This window comes from Pseudomonadota bacterium (assembly GCA_036339585.1).
GTDB lineage: Bacteria > Pseudomonadota > Alphaproteobacteria > UBA8366 > UBA8366 > UBA8366.
Window position 1 is genome coordinate 126,273 of record JAYZAS010000018.1, and the last position, 17,239, is coordinate 143,511.

19 protein-coding genes are annotated in these 17,239 nt (G+C 43.4%); 8 read left to right on the forward strand and 11 right to left on the reverse strand.

The window, feature by feature from the left end:
* Positions 1–11 precede the first annotated feature (11 nt).
* From VX941_11030 to VX941_11045, 4 genes are all read left to right on the forward strand, one after another.
* The gene (locus VX941_11030) at positions 12–944 is read left to right on the forward strand and encodes a histone deacetylase family protein (protein ID MEE2933934.1); all 933 of its coding nucleotides are present in this window, start codon (positions 12–14) and stop codon (positions 942–944) included.
* A 79-nt stretch (positions 945–1,023) separates the two neighbouring features.
* A complete protein-coding gene (locus VX941_11035) occupies positions 1,024–1,275 on the forward strand; it encodes an exodeoxyribonuclease VII small subunit (GenBank protein ID MEE2933935.1) in 252 nt (83 codons plus the stop codon).
* Positions 1,272–2,159 carry a farnesyl diphosphate synthase gene (locus VX941_11040; GenBank protein ID MEE2933936.1) on the forward strand — a complete coding sequence of 296 codons (888 nt, stop codon included), beginning with the start codon at positions 1,272–1,274 and terminating at the stop codon, positions 2,157–2,159. Before VX941_11035 ends, VX941_11040 begins: the two co-directional genes overlap by 4 nt.
* A 15-nt stretch (positions 2,160–2,174) precedes the next feature.
* Positions 2,175–2,918 (forward strand): TlyA family RNA methyltransferase, encoded by a 744-nt coding sequence (locus tag VX941_11045; GenBank protein ID MEE2933937.1) that lies wholly within the window; start codon positions 2,175–2,177, stop codon positions 2,916–2,918.
* Between the two features lie 155 nt (positions 2,919–3,073).
* Here VX941_11045 and VX941_11050 read toward each other — a convergent pair whose 3' ends face one another.
* Positions 3,074–3,814 (reverse strand): class I SAM-dependent methyltransferase, encoded by a 741-nt coding sequence (locus VX941_11050; protein ID MEE2933938.1) that lies wholly within the window; start codon positions 3,812–3,814, stop codon positions 3,074–3,076.
* Positions 3,815–3,993: 179 nt separating this feature from the next.
* Here VX941_11050 and VX941_11055 point away from each other — a divergent pair, with 179 nt between their 5' ends.
* On the forward strand, positions 3,994–5,163 hold the full coding sequence (locus VX941_11055; GenBank protein ID MEE2933939.1) for a glycosyltransferase: 1,170 nt from the start codon (positions 3,994–3,996) through the stop codon (positions 5,161–5,163).
* A gap of 4 nt (positions 5,164–5,167) precedes the next feature.
* Here the strand turns inward: VX941_11055 and aroC are convergent, their stop codons facing one another.
* From aroC to VX941_11075, 4 genes are all read right to left on the reverse strand, one after another.
* Entirely contained in the window at positions 5,168–6,241 is a 1,074-nt protein-coding gene (gene aroC / locus VX941_11060; GenBank protein ID MEE2933940.1) for a chorismate synthase, read from the reverse strand.
* A complete protein-coding gene (gene fabI, locus VX941_11065; GenBank protein MEE2933941.1) occupies positions 6,242–7,063 on the reverse strand; it encodes an enoyl-ACP reductase FabI in 822 nt (273 codons plus the stop codon).
* A 380-nt stretch (positions 7,064–7,443) separates the two neighbouring features.
* On the reverse strand, positions 7,444–8,355 hold the full coding sequence (locus VX941_11070; GenBank protein MEE2933942.1) for a J domain-containing protein: 912 nt from the start codon (positions 8,353–8,355) through the stop codon (positions 7,444–7,446).
* A 77-nt stretch (positions 8,356–8,432) separates the two neighbouring features.
* A complete protein-coding gene (locus VX941_11075; protein MEE2933943.1) occupies positions 8,433–8,903 on the reverse strand; it encodes an RT0821/Lpp0805 family surface protein in 471 nt (156 codons plus the stop codon).
* Positions 8,904–9,102: 199 nt separating this feature from the next.
* Between VX941_11075 and pdxH the strand changes: the two genes are divergently transcribed.
* Together pdxH and VX941_11085 are read left to right on the forward strand one after the other, a co-directional pair.
* Positions 9,103–9,696: a pyridoxamine 5'-phosphate oxidase gene (gene pdxH, locus VX941_11080; protein MEE2933944.1), complete on the forward strand. Its 594-nt coding sequence runs from the start codon at positions 9,103–9,105 to the stop codon at positions 9,694–9,696.
* Between the two features lie 9 nt (positions 9,697–9,705).
* Positions 9,706–10,455, forward strand: coding sequence for an SDR family oxidoreductase (locus VX941_11085; protein ID MEE2933945.1), 750 nt, complete (start codon positions 9,706–9,708; stop codon positions 10,453–10,455).
* Here the strand turns inward: VX941_11085 and VX941_11090 are convergent.
* Entirely contained in the window at positions 10,452–10,979 is a 528-nt protein-coding gene (locus tag VX941_11090) for a hypothetical protein (protein ID MEE2933946.1), read from the reverse strand. The two genes, VX941_11085 and VX941_11090, sit on opposite strands and share 4 nt — an antisense overlap.
* Positions 10,980–11,000: 21 nt before the next feature.
* Positions 11,001–12,236 carry a 5-aminolevulinate synthase gene (gene hemA / locus VX941_11095; protein MEE2933947.1) on the reverse strand — a complete coding sequence of 412 codons (1,236 nt, stop codon included), beginning with the start codon at positions 12,234–12,236 and terminating at the stop codon, positions 11,001–11,003.
* Between the two features lie 536 nt (positions 12,237–12,772).
* Between hemA and VX941_11100 the strand changes: the two genes are divergently transcribed.
* The gene (locus VX941_11100) at positions 12,773–12,976 is read left to right on the forward strand and encodes a DUF4169 family protein (GenBank protein ID MEE2933948.1); all 204 of its coding nucleotides are present in this window, start codon (positions 12,773–12,775) and stop codon (positions 12,974–12,976) included.
* Between the two features lie 61 nt (positions 12,977–13,037).
* On the opposite strand, the gene VX941_11105 is transcribed toward VX941_11100, so the two are convergent.
* The 4 genes from VX941_11105 to VX941_11120 form a co-directional block, all read right to left on the reverse strand.
* Positions 13,038–13,253, reverse strand: a complete 216-nt coding sequence (locus VX941_11105; protein ID MEE2933949.1) for a tetratricopeptide repeat protein — start codon at positions 13,251–13,253, stop codon at positions 13,038–13,040.
* A gap of 155 nt (positions 13,254–13,408) precedes the next feature.
* Positions 13,409–13,642, reverse strand: coding sequence for a hypothetical protein (locus VX941_11110; protein ID MEE2933950.1), 234 nt, complete (start codon positions 13,640–13,642; stop codon positions 13,409–13,411).
* A 1,665-nt stretch (positions 13,643–15,307) separates the two neighbouring features.
* Complete coding sequence (gene msrA, locus VX941_11115) at positions 15,308–15,784, reverse strand: peptide-methionine (S)-S-oxide reductase MsrA (protein MEE2933951.1); 477 nt, start codon at positions 15,782–15,784, stop codon at positions 15,308–15,310.
* Between the two features lie 52 nt (positions 15,785–15,836).
* Positions 15,837–17,195 carry a sodium-dependent transporter gene (locus tag VX941_11120; protein ID MEE2933952.1) on the reverse strand — a complete coding sequence of 453 codons (1,359 nt, stop codon included), beginning with the start codon at positions 17,193–17,195 and terminating at the stop codon, positions 15,837–15,839.
* Positions 17,196–17,239 lie beyond the last annotated feature (44 nt).

Genomic DNA, 17,239 nt, shown 5'->3' on the forward strand with positions numbered 1-17,239 from the left:
ATTATATTTATATGACTACTGTTTTATATTCTCATGATGCTTGCTTTGGCCATAATCCGCACGTTGGTCACCCGGAATGCCCTGAGAGACTTAGCGCAATATTGTCGGCACTTGATGCGCCAAATTTCAAAACCCTTAAATATTGCCAGCCACCTCTAGCAACTGTTGAGCAAATTGTTCGAGTGCACGACTATTCCTATGTCACGTGGGCGCTCGCGGAAATGAAGGAAAGGGGTGCCGCCGTTTTTGATAACGATACTTACACAAGTGTCGGCTCGTACGAAGCAGCATTACGAGCCGCTGGCTCTGTCTGTGCCGCGATCGATTCAATTATGGCAGAGAAAGCAAAAAATGCATTTTGCGCTATTCGTCCCCCAGGGCACCACGCTACGTATTCTCGTGCTATGGGTTTTTGTTTTTTCAATAATGTGGCGGTGGGAGCGGCACATGCTCGCTGTGTTCACGGTTTAGAACGTGTTGCAGTAATTGACTTCGACGTTCACCACGGTAACGGAACACAAGCTGCATTTTGGAATGATCCTAATTTATTTTTTGGCTCAACCCATCAATCGCCATTATATCCAGGTACCGGAAATCAAAACGAGCGGGGGGTAGCCGGTAACGTCATAAATGTTCCACTTAAGCCATATGCAGGTTCCGAAGAATTCCGCAATGCGATGGAAAACATTGTGTTCCCAGCACTGCGTGAATTTTTACCAGATTTGTTGCTCATTTCTGCTGGCTTTGATGCACATTCAGATGACCCCTTAGCTTCACTAAACTTTATAGATGATGATTACTATTGGGTGACTAATAAGCTTTGTGCCATAGCTGCTGAGTATTGCCACTGTCGTTTGGTGTCGACGCTTGAAGGAGGTTACCACCTTGAATCGCTAGGTCGCAGTGCCGCTGCCCATGTGGCTGCATTAATAGATGCTGGGTAAAGACATTTGATTGCGTCATTCGGGTGGTGCAATTAAGATTGCAAACATTAAAAAGGCTGATTGCATGAGGGAGGCAAATATGGCCGCAAAGAAAACAAGTATTTCGGAAATGTCTTTTGAGGATGCCCTTGAGGAGCTTGAATCAATTGTTCGTGACCTCGAATCTGGTAGCAGCAAACTGGACGAGTCAATTGATTCTTACGAACGAGGCGCGGCCTTGCAGAAGCACTGTGAAGAAAAGTTACGCTCAGCACAAACCCGCATTGACAAGATTTCGCTCGATCGTGACGGCCAACCCGTAATCACACCAGCTGATATTGAGACATCATGAGCAACCTTAAAGCTGCCCTTACTAATACGGCCGATAATGTGGAAGTCATGCTTGATACGATTTTAACTCCAGATAGGTCAGCGGGAGATCGTATCTATGAAGCAATGCGCTACACCGCTTTAGGTGGAGGCAAACGGCTACGCCCCTTTTTAGTAAAGCAGAGCGCTGGTTTGTTTGGGGTAAGCGAAATTAACTCCCTCCGCACGGGCGCCGCATTAGAGTTAATCCACTGTTATTCACTTGTTCATGACGATTTGCCAGCCATGGATGATGATGACCTGCGGCGTGGAAAGGCAACGCTGCATAAAGCATTTGATGAGGCAACAGCAATACTTGCAGGCGACGCTTTACTTACATTAGCCTTTGAAGTTATCGCACAGCCTGAGACACATCGGGATTCTGAAATACGAATCGAATTAGTGAATATGTTAGCTAGGGCGTCAGGCGTCCGCGGAATGGTTGGTGGACAAATGAAGGACCTCCAAGCTGAAAAAAAAGAACTAAATCTTGAAGATATCACCCACTTGCAACGATTGAAAACAGGGGCGCTTATTGAGTACGGATGTGAGGCAGGCGCTATTTTGGGGAAAGCAAGCGACGAGGAAAGAGGAGCCCTCATAGCCTATGCCAATGATCTTGGTTTGGCTTTTCAGATAGCCGATGATTTGCTCGATATTGAAGGAAATATAGAGGAGACAGGCAAAGCTGTGAGAAAAGACAATAATGCTGGAAAAGCTACCTTTGTTTCAATTCTTGGAGTGGATGGTGCGCGTAAAGAGGCTGAGAGCATTGCAAGCCGCGCAGTAGGTCATTTGGAGTCATTTGATGATCGCGCAAATCTGCTCCGTGCAACAGCAGAGTTTGTCATAGCTCGACGCAACTAACGGGTAACTTTTTTTATGGCCAAAGGCGAACGCGCGGACAAAATACTTGTAGCGAATGGACTTGCCTCAAATCGCACCAAAGCACGAGCTCTTATAATGTCTGGGGTAGTCTTCTCCGGTGAGAAGAGAATAGAGAAGGCTGGCACTCTCTTATCACCAGACACTCGCATAGATATTAAGGGAAAAGACCACCCTTTTGTATCACGAGGCGGGATCAAATTAAGTCATGCCATTCAACACTTCGGAATTAAACCAAAGGGTCAAATTTGCTTAGATATAGGCTCATCTACTGGCGGATTTGTCGATGTGTTACTCAGAAATAATGCCAAAAAGGTTTTTTCTGTTGATGTCGGGAAAGGACAACTTGACTGGTCTCTTAGGATAGATGAGCGGGTCGAAGTGTTTGAGGGGTTTAATGCGCGTTACTTGACCTCAGATTTGATCCCAAACGCAGTGAATATTATCAGTTGTGATGCTAGCTTTATAGGATTGGAAAAAATTTTGCCACCATCTCTCAAACTCGCAGCTAACGGTTGCAACCTTATTGCATTAATTAAACCTCAATTCCAAGTACAACGGTCAGAGGTTGGGAAGGGAGGCGTTGTGCGTGACCCCAAAATTCATACACGTGTCTGCATGGAAATAAAAGAGTGGGTTAACAATCAAAGGAATTGGAAGGTACTTGGAATTACAGAAAGTCCCATCACTGGCCCTAAAGGTAACAAAGAATTTTTTATGGCTGCTTCTTTTTCCGGGTAACGATGTCAACTATAGATACACCGTGCGCCAGAGCCAAAAATATTATAAAAAAATAAATCCAAATTTTTGTGAGCAGTTATTCAAGATCTAGTTTTAAATGATTTACGAAAATATTCCATTTCTAGCCATAAATTACAGTCTCCCATTGAAATAAATTATACCTCCACTGGGCAACCTCGATTTTCGTTTTTTCTGAACAAATTTATTCGAATTGCTGCATCTAAAACAAAACCTTCAGGAACTTTTTTTGCATTCCTTCTAAATCTCAGTTCTACCTCACGTCTATGCCTTTCGTATAATTTAGCCCGCTGTGGATTGCGCGCGGTCTGCGTGCTCAAAAAGTCTGAAAAATCGTAATGCATTTTTGGTGTCGATACAAAAACCTCCTGTACCGAAGTAAAGAAATTTCGGTCCAAACCCTGAATATTGTCGTACGCGACTGAACGAATGTGGGTTTCATCAACAACAGGTTGAGCAGTGTTAAAATAACCACCAGAAGGGACTGGTTCCATAATGTAAAGAAAACCCAATTTTGAGAGTACTCTTTCTGCCTCAGCCAGAGCTTTGGGTATCATTTCAATATCGACGTGGTGTAAAGAATTCGAGAAGATTACAATATCAAATTCGTCATTTGCAAATGGCAGGTTTTCGGCGAACCCCTCATAAAAATTTACACGCAAACCCATTGAACGGGCCTGAGCTGAAGCCGCAGAAATACGTTCGGGATTTGGATCAATCCCCGAAACGTTAGCACCGTGCCGAGATAAAAAACATGAAAATTCTCCTGTACCACAGCCCACATCCAATGTGTTGGCGCCCGAAAGAGGCAATAATTCTGTAGCTAAATCCGCGGCTGATTTTTCAGTTAATAGTGAAAACTTATTTTTTGGATACATCTAGTGCAACACTCTAGACCAAGTCAGTTTTTATTCATTTTACAATGAGATGTATTGAAACGAAAATATCGAAATATCAGTACTCCTACGAACTGTCTAAACCTGCTAGACTTCAGATGTTATCCTGAATGGACCTCTAAGCTGTATGTCATTTATCTCTTACCGATAAGCCGCACACTATGAACAATATTGAGCTTTTTCTTTGGATTTTTAGCATTACTACCTTGGGGGCTTGGCTTTACCTTTGGTTATTTCGATTCCATTTTTGGCTCGCCGATCAGCGCCTAGAAAGTTTGCCGATAGATGGGGACACCATCAGCCTACCTTCGATAATCGCATTAATACCAGCAAGAAATGAAGAGGATGTTGTTGCCAGCTGCATAGGCTCATTATTAAAACAAGATTATCAAGGTGAACTTTCAATAATTTTAATTGATGACGCGAGCAGTGATGCAACAATCAAAGTTGCTCAGAGTGCCGCAGCACAGTTCGAGGGGGGTGATAAAGTCAAAATCATCTCTGGCAAACAACTTCCAAGCGCTTGGGCAGGCAAGGTGTGGGCCCTACAACAAGGAATAAATAGCACCATCAAAAAAAAGGCCAAATATTACCTTTTATCTGATGCTGACGTATATCATGATGCCGGCAACCTTACTCGTCTTGTTACGAAGGCCGAAAAAGATAGGTTGGATCTTGTCTCTTTGATGGTCAAACTTCGATGTCATAGTCTTTGGGATTGGCTTTTAATACCTGCATTCATTTTTTTCTTTCAAAAGCTGTTTCCCTTTAATAGGGTCAACGACTCGAATAGCCATGTTGCTGCAGCAGCCGGTGGCTGTATGTTGGTTAGGAAAGCAGCTATGGACAAAATAGGCCAATTTACATCCATCAAATCAGCTATTATTGATGACTGTGCATTAGCTCGTAAATTGAAAGATAATGGCTCGATATGGCTCGGTCTTTCAACAACTACCAGAAGCATTCGCGCCTATTGCAACTTGGCGGAAATCTGGCGCATGGTTACACGTTCAGCATATACACAACTTCACCATTCCCTTGTGTTGTTATTTCTAGCAATAATAGGGATGACTGTTGTTTATGTAGCTCCACCATTGGTGTTTTGTTTTGCATTCTTGCATGATTTAACTTTACCACTGCTTTTCTCTGGATGCGCATGGGGCATCATGGTCTACACATATCGGCCCACTTTGAGACTATACAATGTCAAATCCTTGTATGGCCTTCTACTTCCAGTTACCGGACTCATTTATCTATTGATGACTATTGACTCAGCGCGTCGTTTTTACCTTAAAAGAGGCGGTGAATGGAAAGGGCGTGTCTACAATTAAGTATTTATTCGCACTGTGCTTTATGACGCAGCATCTGGTCAGCCAAAACGCAGGCCATCATCGCTTCACCCACTGGCACTGCTCGGATCCCAACGCAAGGATCGTGTCGCCCCTTTGTTGAAACTTCCACCTCATCACCATCCGATGTAACGGTTCGTCTTGGAATACGAATAGAGCTTGTCGGCTTAACAGCAAACCGCACCACAATGTCCTGGCCGGATGATATTCCTCCGAGAACCCCACCAGCATGATTCGACAAGAAAACAACTTCACCGTCATTCCCTAACCGCATCTCATCTGCATTTTCCTCACCTCTAAGACAGGCCGCCTCCATCCCTGCACCTATTTCCACGGCTTTAACAGCATTAATACTCATCATGGATGCCGCAAGCTCAGCGTCAAGTTTACCATAAATGGGCTCACCCCAACCAGCAGGAACGCCGCACGCTACCACTTCTATGACAGCTCCAAGCGACGAACCGTCTTTGCGTGTTTTATCCATCAAACTCTCCCACTCTGCGACTTTTTTCGCGTCGGGACAAAAGAATGGATTTTTGTCGACCTCTCCCCAATTCCATTGGTCACGGTCAACTTTTAATTGACCCACTTGAACAAGTGCGGCGCGAATTACGACATTTTTTCCAAGCACTTTCCGCGCAATCCCACCTGCAGCCACGCGCATTGCCGTTTCACGGGCCGAGGAACGCCCTCCACCTCGATAGTCACGAATCCCGTACTTACGATCGTAGGTTATATCAGCATGAGCCGGCCGATACTTGTTCTTGATTTCCCCATAATCCCGGGACCGCTGGTCTGTGTTTTCAATTAGTAGGCTTATTGGTGTTCCAGTAGTCATACCATCGAAAACACCTGAAAGAATTTTCACCTGATCTTGTTCTCGACGTTGGGTTGTGTGCCTAGACTGACCTGGTCGGCGCTTATCAAGCCAATGCTGTATATCTAGCTCTTGCAACGGAAGTCTTGGGGGCACCCCGTCAACGGTACAACCAATTGCGAGCCCATGACTTTCTCCCCAAGTAGTAAACCGAAACAGCCGGCCAAAACTATTTTTAGACATTTATTTGTCCTTGGGCTTCAGGCCATTCAGCAGTTTGCCAACTTCTTCAGCAGCATCGACTGCCACCATACCCACCATATGGTAGCCAGAGTCAACGTGATGAACCTCACCAGTGACCCCTGAACTGAGATCGGATAAAAAATACAAAGCCGATTGCCCCACTTGGTCAAGACTCACATTACGTTTAAGCGGAGAATTCAGTTCGTTCCACTTGAGTATATAACGAAAGTCTCCAATGCCCGAAGCGGCGAGGGTCTTAATGGGACCTGCAGAAATAGCATTAACTCGTATTCCTTGTGCGCCCAGATCAACCGCTAGGTAGCGGACACTCGCCTCCAAAGCAGCCTTGGCGACACCCATCACATTGTAATGGGGCATAACACGCTCTGAACCGTAGTAGGTAAGAGTAATTATACTTCCTCCATCGGACATTAATTCCTGGGCTCGTTGGCAGAGCGCTGTTAATGAATAACAGGACACGTCCATTGTGAGTTGGAAATTATCTCGGCTGGTATTCACATATTTACCAGTCAATTCATTGCGGTCGGAAAACGCAATAGCGTGCACTATAAAATCAAGCCTACCCCATTTCTTCTCTATGTTGGCAAAGAGACTATCTAGTGCGTCATCATCTGATGCATCGCATTTAATAAGCATGTCCGAACCAATGGATTCTGCGAGTGGACGAACCCGCCGTTCGAGCTGATCAATCTGATAGGAAAAAGCCAGTTCAGCCCCATGCTCGGCAAGCGTTTTTGCTATACCCCAAGCAATTGACCGATCATTGGCAACCCCCATCACCAAGCCACGCTTACCTGCCATCAAATTCGTCGGATTGCTCAAATTCTACTCCCAAAAACACAGAACAATAGGTTTGCTAGACAACCGAAACCCATTTTAACCACATAGTGATCTCGGTCAAAGATGTTCAACGCAAATCAAGCTAAATGATTTCCAATGCTTGATCAAACCTGCCGCCAAGTTCCTAAGCACATAATAAAGCTGCTGCGACTCTTTATTCTAGCAGTAAAAAATGCTTCGATCAAACAAAGTAACAATTCTTATGCAAACGACTTTGGGGAGCAATTTAGGATAATGGGTGCGATAATTCGATTTTCGCAGTGACTGAGCGCCCAACCGTGGACGTAAATTATTGCCCTAAACGAGCGACAAAATCTCAATTTTCCGTGAATGGTAATAATCTAGTCATTAAGTCCAAGTTTTTTTCGCAATTTTTCACCTTCTCCGCCCGTCCATTTATTTATGAAAGCCTCCAGTTCTAAGTCAACAGGATCTGGAAGAACTATATTAAGGGTAACGATCAAATCTCCGGCTTTTTTTCCCTTCGGGGCTAAACCCTTTCCTCGAAGCCTCAGTTTGAGGCCTGAACTTGTATTCTTCGGCACACTGAGTGCGACCTTACCATCGATTGTAGGGACAGTAATTTTTGCTCCCAAAACCGCTTCATCTAAACTGATTGGAGCAATAAGATAAATGTCACGCCCGTTGAGAGTGAAGAATGGGTGGGTATCTAAACGAATAGTTACCATCGCGTCTCCCACCGGCCCGCCAAAAACACCGGGTTCTCCCTGCCCTTTTAGCCGAAGCACTTGACCATCTGTAGTACCAGGAGGAACTTTTACATCAAGAACCTTATTACCTGATATTTTTATTCGATGTTTTAAGCCTTTAGCAGCATCCTCCAACGAGACGTTTAACGAAAATGACAGATCACGACCTTTTGCCGGACGCCGCCGGTGGCTTGCGTGGTTGCCAAACAAGTCAGAGAACAGATCAAAATCTGAGCCACCCTGCCCAAAAGAGAAACCGCCCTCGCTTCTGCTACGATTCCGAGCCCCTTGATTAGTGCGAAATAAGTTTTCATATGCGGGAGAACCATCGGGTTTAATTTCTCCGCGATCAAACTTTGCTCTTTGCTCGGCATCCGATAATAGCCGATAAGCTGCCGAAACTTCTTTGAAACGTTTCTCAACAGAAATATCACCAGGATTGACATCAGGATGTAGTTTTTTCGCAAGACTACGATAGGCTTTCTTGATCTCAGCAACCGTCGCGTTTTTATTTACACCAATAACGCTATATGGATCCTTCATCACAAGCCCGCCTATCAATTAACTCGCGCGAGCGAGTATTCCGACGCCCGATCTCCCATACGTGATACAACAGTCTTTTAAAGAACCTTCCAGCTGCCGTCAGGTTGCTGACAGGCTTGTCCCTTTCTAGTCTCAGTCTTGCCATCCACTGTAATCGTTTGCTCAAATTCCCGACAGTAGGCCCCAGTTGACTGGTTACGGCCATCTCTCGTTGCTACAACAGTTCCCGAGGCACCACTGTTAGGATTATTCCAACTCACCGGCTGGTTCAACGGTGCAGTTTGCGCCGCTTGGTATGCATTACTGTGTCTTACTTGATCAGCTTCATCAAGGGATTGTCCGAGGGAACCTCCCGCCCAAGCGCCAAGTAAACCACCAATTGCTACGGCAGCCATCGTCCCGGCGCCACCTCCACCAATCTGTGATCCGGCCAATGCTCCCAATCCAGCACCAATTACGGTACCAGCCTGCTGTTTTTGCCCTGCGCCTTGACATGAACACAGGATGAAAATACTTGCAATTAGAGGAGCGAAATTTTTTATCTTCATGTTTTTACCTCGTTTGTTACCTAATTCTAATGTCAGCTCAATTTGACTTCGATTACTTTTTCTCTGTAATAGCAGAATATTAAACATTTTGCGTAATAACACATTATTTAGCCATCAGAATATTGGAATCGATTTGTATAAGCTTATTATTAGACTTAACTAGATTGAGAGCTATATACAATGGTTTTGGGAAATTCAAATGCGAGTGCAAATGACCTGCGAAGATCCAATCGACAAATTTTCATACTGGTTTGAAGAGGCAAAAAAAAGTGAACCAGAACTGCCAGAAGCAATGAGTGTTTCTACGGTATCAGCAGATGGGCAGCCATCCAGTAGAATGGTGTTGATGAAGGCCTACGATCAAAAGGGCTTTGTTTTTTACACCAATCTTGAGAGTCGTAAAGGCACGGAAATTCATTCAACACCAAGAGCCGCTTTACTTTTTTATTGGAAGTCACTCAAACGCCAAGTACGAATAGAGGGGCAATTATTCCCGGTATCTGATGAAGAAGCTGATATATACTTTGAGAGCCGACCACGGGGATCTCAGATCGGGGCATGGGCATCAGATCAATCCCGCCCGATGAACAATGAGTCAGACCTTGAACAATCCGTGGCTAAGCATACAGAAAAATTTGCTGGTTCGACTATTAAACGCCCACCATTTTGGAGCGGCCTGAGACTTCAGCCACAAGCATTGGAGTTCTGGCAAGACCGGTGTTTTCGGTTACACTTACGCGAAGTCTATAGACTTGAAGGAAAGATGTGGAAAAAGACATTACTTTACCCTTAGAGTATCACCATGCCGACACTTCCAAAAACACTCATTCTCACCGGCGCTAGTCGCGGAATTGGACACGCAACGGTTAAACGCTTCTCGGACGAGGACTGGCGAATAATAACCTGCAGCCGCGATGAAGTGCCCGATGCATGTCAACGCGATCCAAATTGGCATGGTCATATTCCGGTAGAATTAGAAAACTCTCAAGATGTTGCGCGCTTTATTGAGGAGGCCAATCGACTTCTTGGTGGTGATCCGCTGCACGCACTTGTGAATAATGCCGCTGTATCTCCTAAGACGGAGTTTAAAGAACGTCTTGGGTGTTTGAACGGCGATTTAAATACTTGGCGGCGTGTATTTGAGTTGAATTTTTTTACACCTTTGGCAATGAGTAGAGGTTTTGCAACAGCACTTGGCAAGGGAGCAAAAGATCGCGGGGCTGCTGTGGTAAATATTACGTCTATAGCTGGGCATTCAATTCACCCTTTTGCGGGATCTGCGTACGCAACATCGAAAGCCGCGCTCTCTGCCTTAACCCGAGAACTTGCTGTTGAATTTGCATCCCTCGGCATTCGCGTTAATGCTATCGCTCCAGGTGAAATTGAAACCGATATGATAGGTGCTGAATACGAACCTTTAATTAATCGCATACCAATGCATCGCATGGGTAAAGCCGAGGAAGTTGCGGCTTGCGTATATCACATGTGTAGCAAGGATTTCTCGTATGTGACCGGAGCTGAAATGTTCGTTACAGGAGGTCAGCATCTTTAACCATTTTGCTCTTTAAACCATACTAGGCGAGCTTGTAATTGAGCCATTTCAAAACCAAGCCAGTCAGCGAAACGGCCCTTGATGTGTAACGACTTTAATTGTTTTAATCGAACAAGTTCACTTTCATACATACAGGAAAGCATCTCAATCTGTTTGGCCCTTTCGTCACTATCAAGCAGATGAAGAAAACGCATCTTTAATGCTATCACAAGTTTAGAGACATCATTTACGGGGGCACGCACATTAGAAGTCATTAGGGTATTGAAAACTTCCCGACCCTCGGCAGTGATAACAATCTCTGAGACCTGCCCCTGGGATGGCTTTGAAGTGCTATGTGCGAGCCCTTCAAGACGAATTAACTCTAACGACGGAGTAAGCATGTCTAACGATGGACCAATCACAGAGCTTACAAAATGGCGAACTTCATTGGCTAATTCTGAGTAACCCACAGAACCTTCCATCAAACGCCCGAGAGCAGCGAGCCTTATCGCCTCGGTCGGGATAAGCGTATTGTCGCGATACATTATTAAGTATCCAACAGCTGTTTATTCCGCTGCGGCCCGAGATGATGGCAAGCCAAGGTCTAATTTTTCCCACACCTTTTCTAAAGCACACACTAAGTCGTCCATCATCTCCTCGGTGTGCTCAGGCGAAGGTGTGATGCGCAGCCGTTCTTTACCTTTTGGAACAGTAGGGTAGTTAATAGGTTGTACATAAATCCCATACTCATTCAGTAGCATGTCGCTGGCATCTTTACATAACACCGGGTCACCGACTAATACCGGAACAATGTGACTTTGCGACGGCATAACCGGAAGCCCAGCTTCTCGCAGCTTAGCCATTAAGCTACGAGCGTTTAGCTGGTGTTTCGCGCGCATGGCGCCCCCCTCTTGCCCACGTACTACCTCGATACTGGCAAGAACGCCGGCAGCAATCGCGGGAGGAAGCGCTGTGGTAAATATAAAGCCTGATCCAAAAGACCTAATAAAATCAATTAAGGCAGCAGAACCAGCTATATATCCCCCAATTACACCGAAACCCTTAGCAAGAGTTCCCTGAATCACCGTGATGCGACGAGATACACCGTCACGCTCAGCAATCCCCCCACCACGTGCCCCGTAGAGACCTACAGCATGAACTTCATCCAGATATGTCATTGCGCCATATTCATCGGCAACATCACAAAGGTCGGCAATTGGAGCTATATCGCCATCCATAGAGTAAATAGATTCAAAAGCCACAATTTTTGGTATACTGGGATCTACCTCTGCGAGCTTACGGCCAAGATCCTCTGGGTCGTTATGATTAAAAATTTGTTTCGAAACTCGACTATGGCGGATACCCTCGATCATCGAATTATGGTTATGAGAATCTGAAAAAATTACGCACCCGGGCATCGACGCAGCGAGAGTAGACAAAACTGTCATATTCGCGACATAGCCGGATGTGAATAAAAGCGCAGCCTCCGTGCAGTGGAGGTCAGCCAATGCTCGTTCAAGCAACACATGATAATGATTTGTACCCGAAATATTTCGAGTGCCCCCTGCCCCAGCGCCGCACCGCTCAAGTGCACCAGTCATTGCCGCTATGACCTTGGGATGTTGGCCCATACACAAATAATCATTTGAACACCAAACCGTAACATCGCAGGCTGTCTCATCATTATGACGAATGGCGTTTGGAAAACGACCCGCCTCACGTTCGATGTCAGCGAAAACACGGTAGTTACCGTCGCGTCTAAGCGACTGTATCCTCTGCTTAAAAAAGCCCTCGTAATCCATTACTAAAACTACTGCCTCGCTCACTACGAATATTAAAGCGTATATAACGTGTGCTGACTCACACACTTTCTCTTACATATACCGTTTTTATTACCACGCTTCCAGTCAGGCTTCACATATATGAGACGATCCGCCGCGCCCCTCGAACAATGACCACATTTTCATGTCAGGTGAAAACTGAGCAAATGTTACCGATTATAACCAATTCAATATTACCTTTAGAAAACTGGGGTGATACTTCCTCCATGAAAACCGATGGAATATCAAAAAAAGTTCTTTGCCTTATCTTCTCTCGGGATATTTGGGTTTCAGACTTGTTTAGCTCCCAACACTAAATATTGGACATAACGTCTTTTGCCGTCTAAGCATAGAAATTAAATAACACCTCTTCTCAATAGGTGTGCATTATAAAAGTTTTCCCCATTTTCCCCATTTTACCCGTCGATTACTTATTGATTCTGCACAATCCATCGGGGACTCTTACAAATCAACTTGCTAAGTTAGTAAGTGTCGTTATCAAGCTGGAGCATTTACTCATGGGCAACATCGTCAACTTGCGGGAGTTTCGCAAACGTAAAGAACGAAATCAAAAACAAGCCGCGTCAGCCGAAAAACGCGCCTTGAGTGGCCAAAATAAAGCCGACCGCTTGAGAATAGCTAATGAGAAAGAGAAGGCCGAAGGGCATCTCACATCTCATCAAATTAAACAAACGGAAAGAGATGACGACGAAACCGCGTAAGACCTTCACTGGCTCATTAATGACATATCTGAATTTCTTCATTAACCAGTTCAGGCGCTAATTAATATGCCTTTTGCATGGCTTTTGCCGCTTCTTCGTGTCGCCCAAGATCATCAAGAACCGAACCAAGAATATAATGTGCCTCAACGAGATCAGGCTGAACTGCCAACGCCTCGCGATATGAATGGACTGCATCATCTAGCCGACGAGTTTCTATAAGCAAATCGGCCAAATTGAAATGAGTTTTGACAAGTATGGGATCGATGGATAACGCAATCTTATATTCTCGCTATGCCTCCAATGGTCGCCCATTATCATCCGCCACGGCACCGAGTGCCACCCTGTAGATCGATTGATCCATATCAGATGTAACAGCCCGACGTAAAAGTGCTATTACGTGATCTGCCAGCCCACCGCTTGCACCCGCTAGCTCTAGAAGATGAAGTATTTCACCATTTTTAGGAGCGCTGGACGGGCCGACCTTAGAAGACTTTCGGCCACAACGATATCTCCGGCCCCTAGCGCCGATTCCGCATCGGAAACCATACAGCTAACACTTTCATACAAATTCGGCAGGGAACTTTGTCTATTACACCCAGCGGTATTAGTGTCAGTAGGATCATACGCTTTTCTCAAAAATTGGCCATTAAGGAAATTACTATTCATTTTTTGGTCAGTCCGAAATCGATAACAGCACGGTGACTGTTAAAGAATTACGTCTGGCGAGGCCTTTAATTTTACCGGATCGTGGGAAAATGCAGCATAGACCTCTTCACCTTCAAAATTAAGATGACAAGTATTATAGTCAAAACGATTGAGATCTCGTAATAATGGTTAAATACCTACAATTTTTTCCCAATTTTTTTAAATGCGTAAAAATTTAATTTTTAATTTTTTTTTGATAATTTTATTTATATAATTTTTTTTATTATCCCATACTTATTTTATTATTTAATAATTGAGAGTTTTACTTTATACTGTATGGTTAATAACAAAGGAGTGGACTTCGCGCAGTCCTATTATTAAAAAACACCTGTACTAACTCGGCAATGTGCCCCGTCAACGTCAGATCAGAGGAGCTCATGGTAGGCGTGGAAATAATTCGGCGTTCTCCTTCATCAATAAATTCTAAACCAAGTATTTCAGATTTTTATACATTGGCGTTCCGGGCAAGGTCTACAATTGGTGCGTTTTTTACTTTGCTAAAGCCAATTGAAAATCCACAATATATTGAATTAAGGTAAATTATTATTTTTTCTTTTGGCAATTTATATAATAATTGCATTTTTTTTCTATACCTAGACATTGCATATATTTAACATTTTCACCAATCAATTTAGTACTTTGCTTCTGATCAACAGCCTACATTACATCCATACTCAAACTTTGCAGAACAAATCTAATTACATTAATATTCGCACCTTTTACACGATCTATTACTTATTTCCAAATGAAATAAATTCCTAATTACATAGTTAATGATGATATTTTTTTTCTATACTTTTTAATTATTTCAAAATTAGTCCCTGTCAATTTTTTTATGTTATTAAATATTTTGTACATAAAAAATTTAGTATTATATTACTATATAATATTTCTTTTAAATTTTTTTATAGAATTCGTTAGTATTTTTGACGTTATAGCCCGTAATACTTTGTATAATGAAAGAAAATAAAATTCAAAGAGAAGCGTCTATATTTACCAAATATAATATTTATATTTACGTTAAACCATCAATACATAGATTTGAATCAGGAGCCGGTAGTATATCGAGATCATCAATAAATAGCCCTTTATCAGTAAATAGTACCTCAATATTATCGCCAAACGCGATACATTTAAAAAAAGTTATACATGTATAAAATTCTGTATTACTTTTTGTCTCCCAATAATGAGATCGCCTCTGAATGTTTATTGTCGCTCGGCACAAACAAATACATCAATCCCAAAATACTCGTTTATTTATTTTTCAGGAAATGAAATAATGTATAAATCACTTACAATAATATTTACATAGGGATTTATTTTTTATAAATCCCAAATCATTACTATTTTTTATACCAAAAATACAAAATATAATAATATTGTTACTATTATTTAATATTTACTATTAAAATTTTAAAATAATCATAATATTTTTGATTCACAACACTTATACTTGAATTATCACGCAAAAACGGATCCGTCTCGGCATAACTTTTTAAGTAAAAAAGCGCCACAGAAATGTAGTCAACGGTTCAAAACGCATTACGGTTTTTGTCGACTTCATTTCAAGTTAAGTATTCGGAATAACCCTATCCATCTATATTTACTTAGCGCCAATCGTTGCCCCTATAATCCAAAAAAATGTGGCCGCTGTCCGCGTTTTTCAAAATACTGCTGGTGATAATCTTCGGCCATGTAGAAATGACCAGCGGATACTATTTGTGTTGCTATTGCCGCCTCAAATTTACCTGAGGACTGTAACGCACGCTTAGACTTTTCAGCTGCGGCCCGTTGATCAGCACCAACATAAAAAATAGCGCTCCGATATTGCGTGCCCACATCCGGACCCTGCCGATCAACCTGAGTTGGGTTGTGGCAACTCCAAAAAACATTCAAAAGCGCCTCAAAACTAATTTCCATGGGATCATATTGCACCTTTACTGCCTCAGCATGTCCTGTTTGCCCGGTACAAACCTCTTCGTAGGTTGGGTCCTTTGAATTACCACCAATATACCCAACCGCAGTCTCCAATACACCGGTGGTGTCACGAAACGCTTGTTCAACGCCCCAAAAACATCCCGCAGCAAATATAGCTTCAGCCATTTAAGTTCCTTTTAATCAATATTACCTGCTCTCAGCCGTTCAATGCTCAAAGTCAGATTAAATCTAAACTACGCAGAAATACAAAACAAACAGTGATCGGTGCAATAATCCGAAGCGACCACAGCCAAAGGGCACCCAATACTTGGCTTTTAAACCCGATAACACCGCTGCTGGGACGATTGTGCCACGCCCATCCTACAAAAAGGGCAGTCAACATACCACCGATTGGTAGTGCAAGATTGAGAGTAAAGAATTCCATGACGTCAATAATACTTTTACTGCCCCATTTAACATCATTTAAAACTCCAAATCCGAGGGACGATGGAATACCGATAGAATATATGAGAAAGCCGACGCAGAATGTAGTCCTTAGACGGTTCTGGTCAAAAATTCTCATAAAGAAAGAAACTGGTACTTCTAGTAACGAAGCCATGGAAGTGAGCGCCGCAAATACTAAGAGAAGAAAAAATAGAATACCTATAACCTCACCAAAAGGCATCGTTTGAAATAATTCAGGCAACACGATAAAACTGAGCCCAGGGCCAGCAGAGGGACTTAAACCAAACGCAAATACTGCCGGGAAAATAGCCAATCCTGCTACAATCGCAAAAACTGTATCACCCGTCGCAATAGCTCCAGCCGAAGTTGGCAAGCGCGTATTTGGCGACAGATAACTGCCGTATGTAATGAATACTGCCATACCGATTGAGAGAGAGAAAAATGCTTGCCCCAGTGCGATTATGTAAATTTCAGGTTCAAGTAACTTTTCCCAATCGGGGGCGAATAAAAAAGCAATCCCCTTTACAGCACCATCCAAACTCATGCTATATCCAGCAAGAACTAATACCAATGTGGCTAAAATAGGTATTAAAACCCGATTCCATTGTTCCAACCCTTTTCTCACGCCGCGAGCAACCATAACGACCGTAGCCACCATCATCGCGCCTTGCCAAATTAATGGCTCCCAAACTTCTGAGATGTAAGTGCCAAAAAATTTACCATGGCTAGCAATATTAACTTCCCACAAGCTACCGCCTACGGCAGAAAACAGGTATTTGAGAGCCCAGCCTGCAACAACACTGTAGAATGATAAAATAAAGAACCCGGCAAGCACCCCGAGTAGTCCCCCAACCGACCAGATTTGTCTCGGGGCCAACTTTCCAAAAGATCCAACAGCATCACTTTGAGCCGTCCGGCCTATCACTAATTCCCCAAGCATGATCGGCAGGCCACAAATAATGATACAGGCCACATAAACGAGAATAAATGCTCCCCCTCCATTTTCACCAACAACGTAGGGAAACCGCCAGATATTACCTAAACCAACAGCAGAACCCATTGCGGCAAAGACAAAGCCTAATTTCGTACCCCATTGTTCTCGCTTAGCCTGATGAGAGAGTCGCTGGACCATAAGAATTCATCCTAGATGTTTTCAACTGAAACAATAGCTTTAAC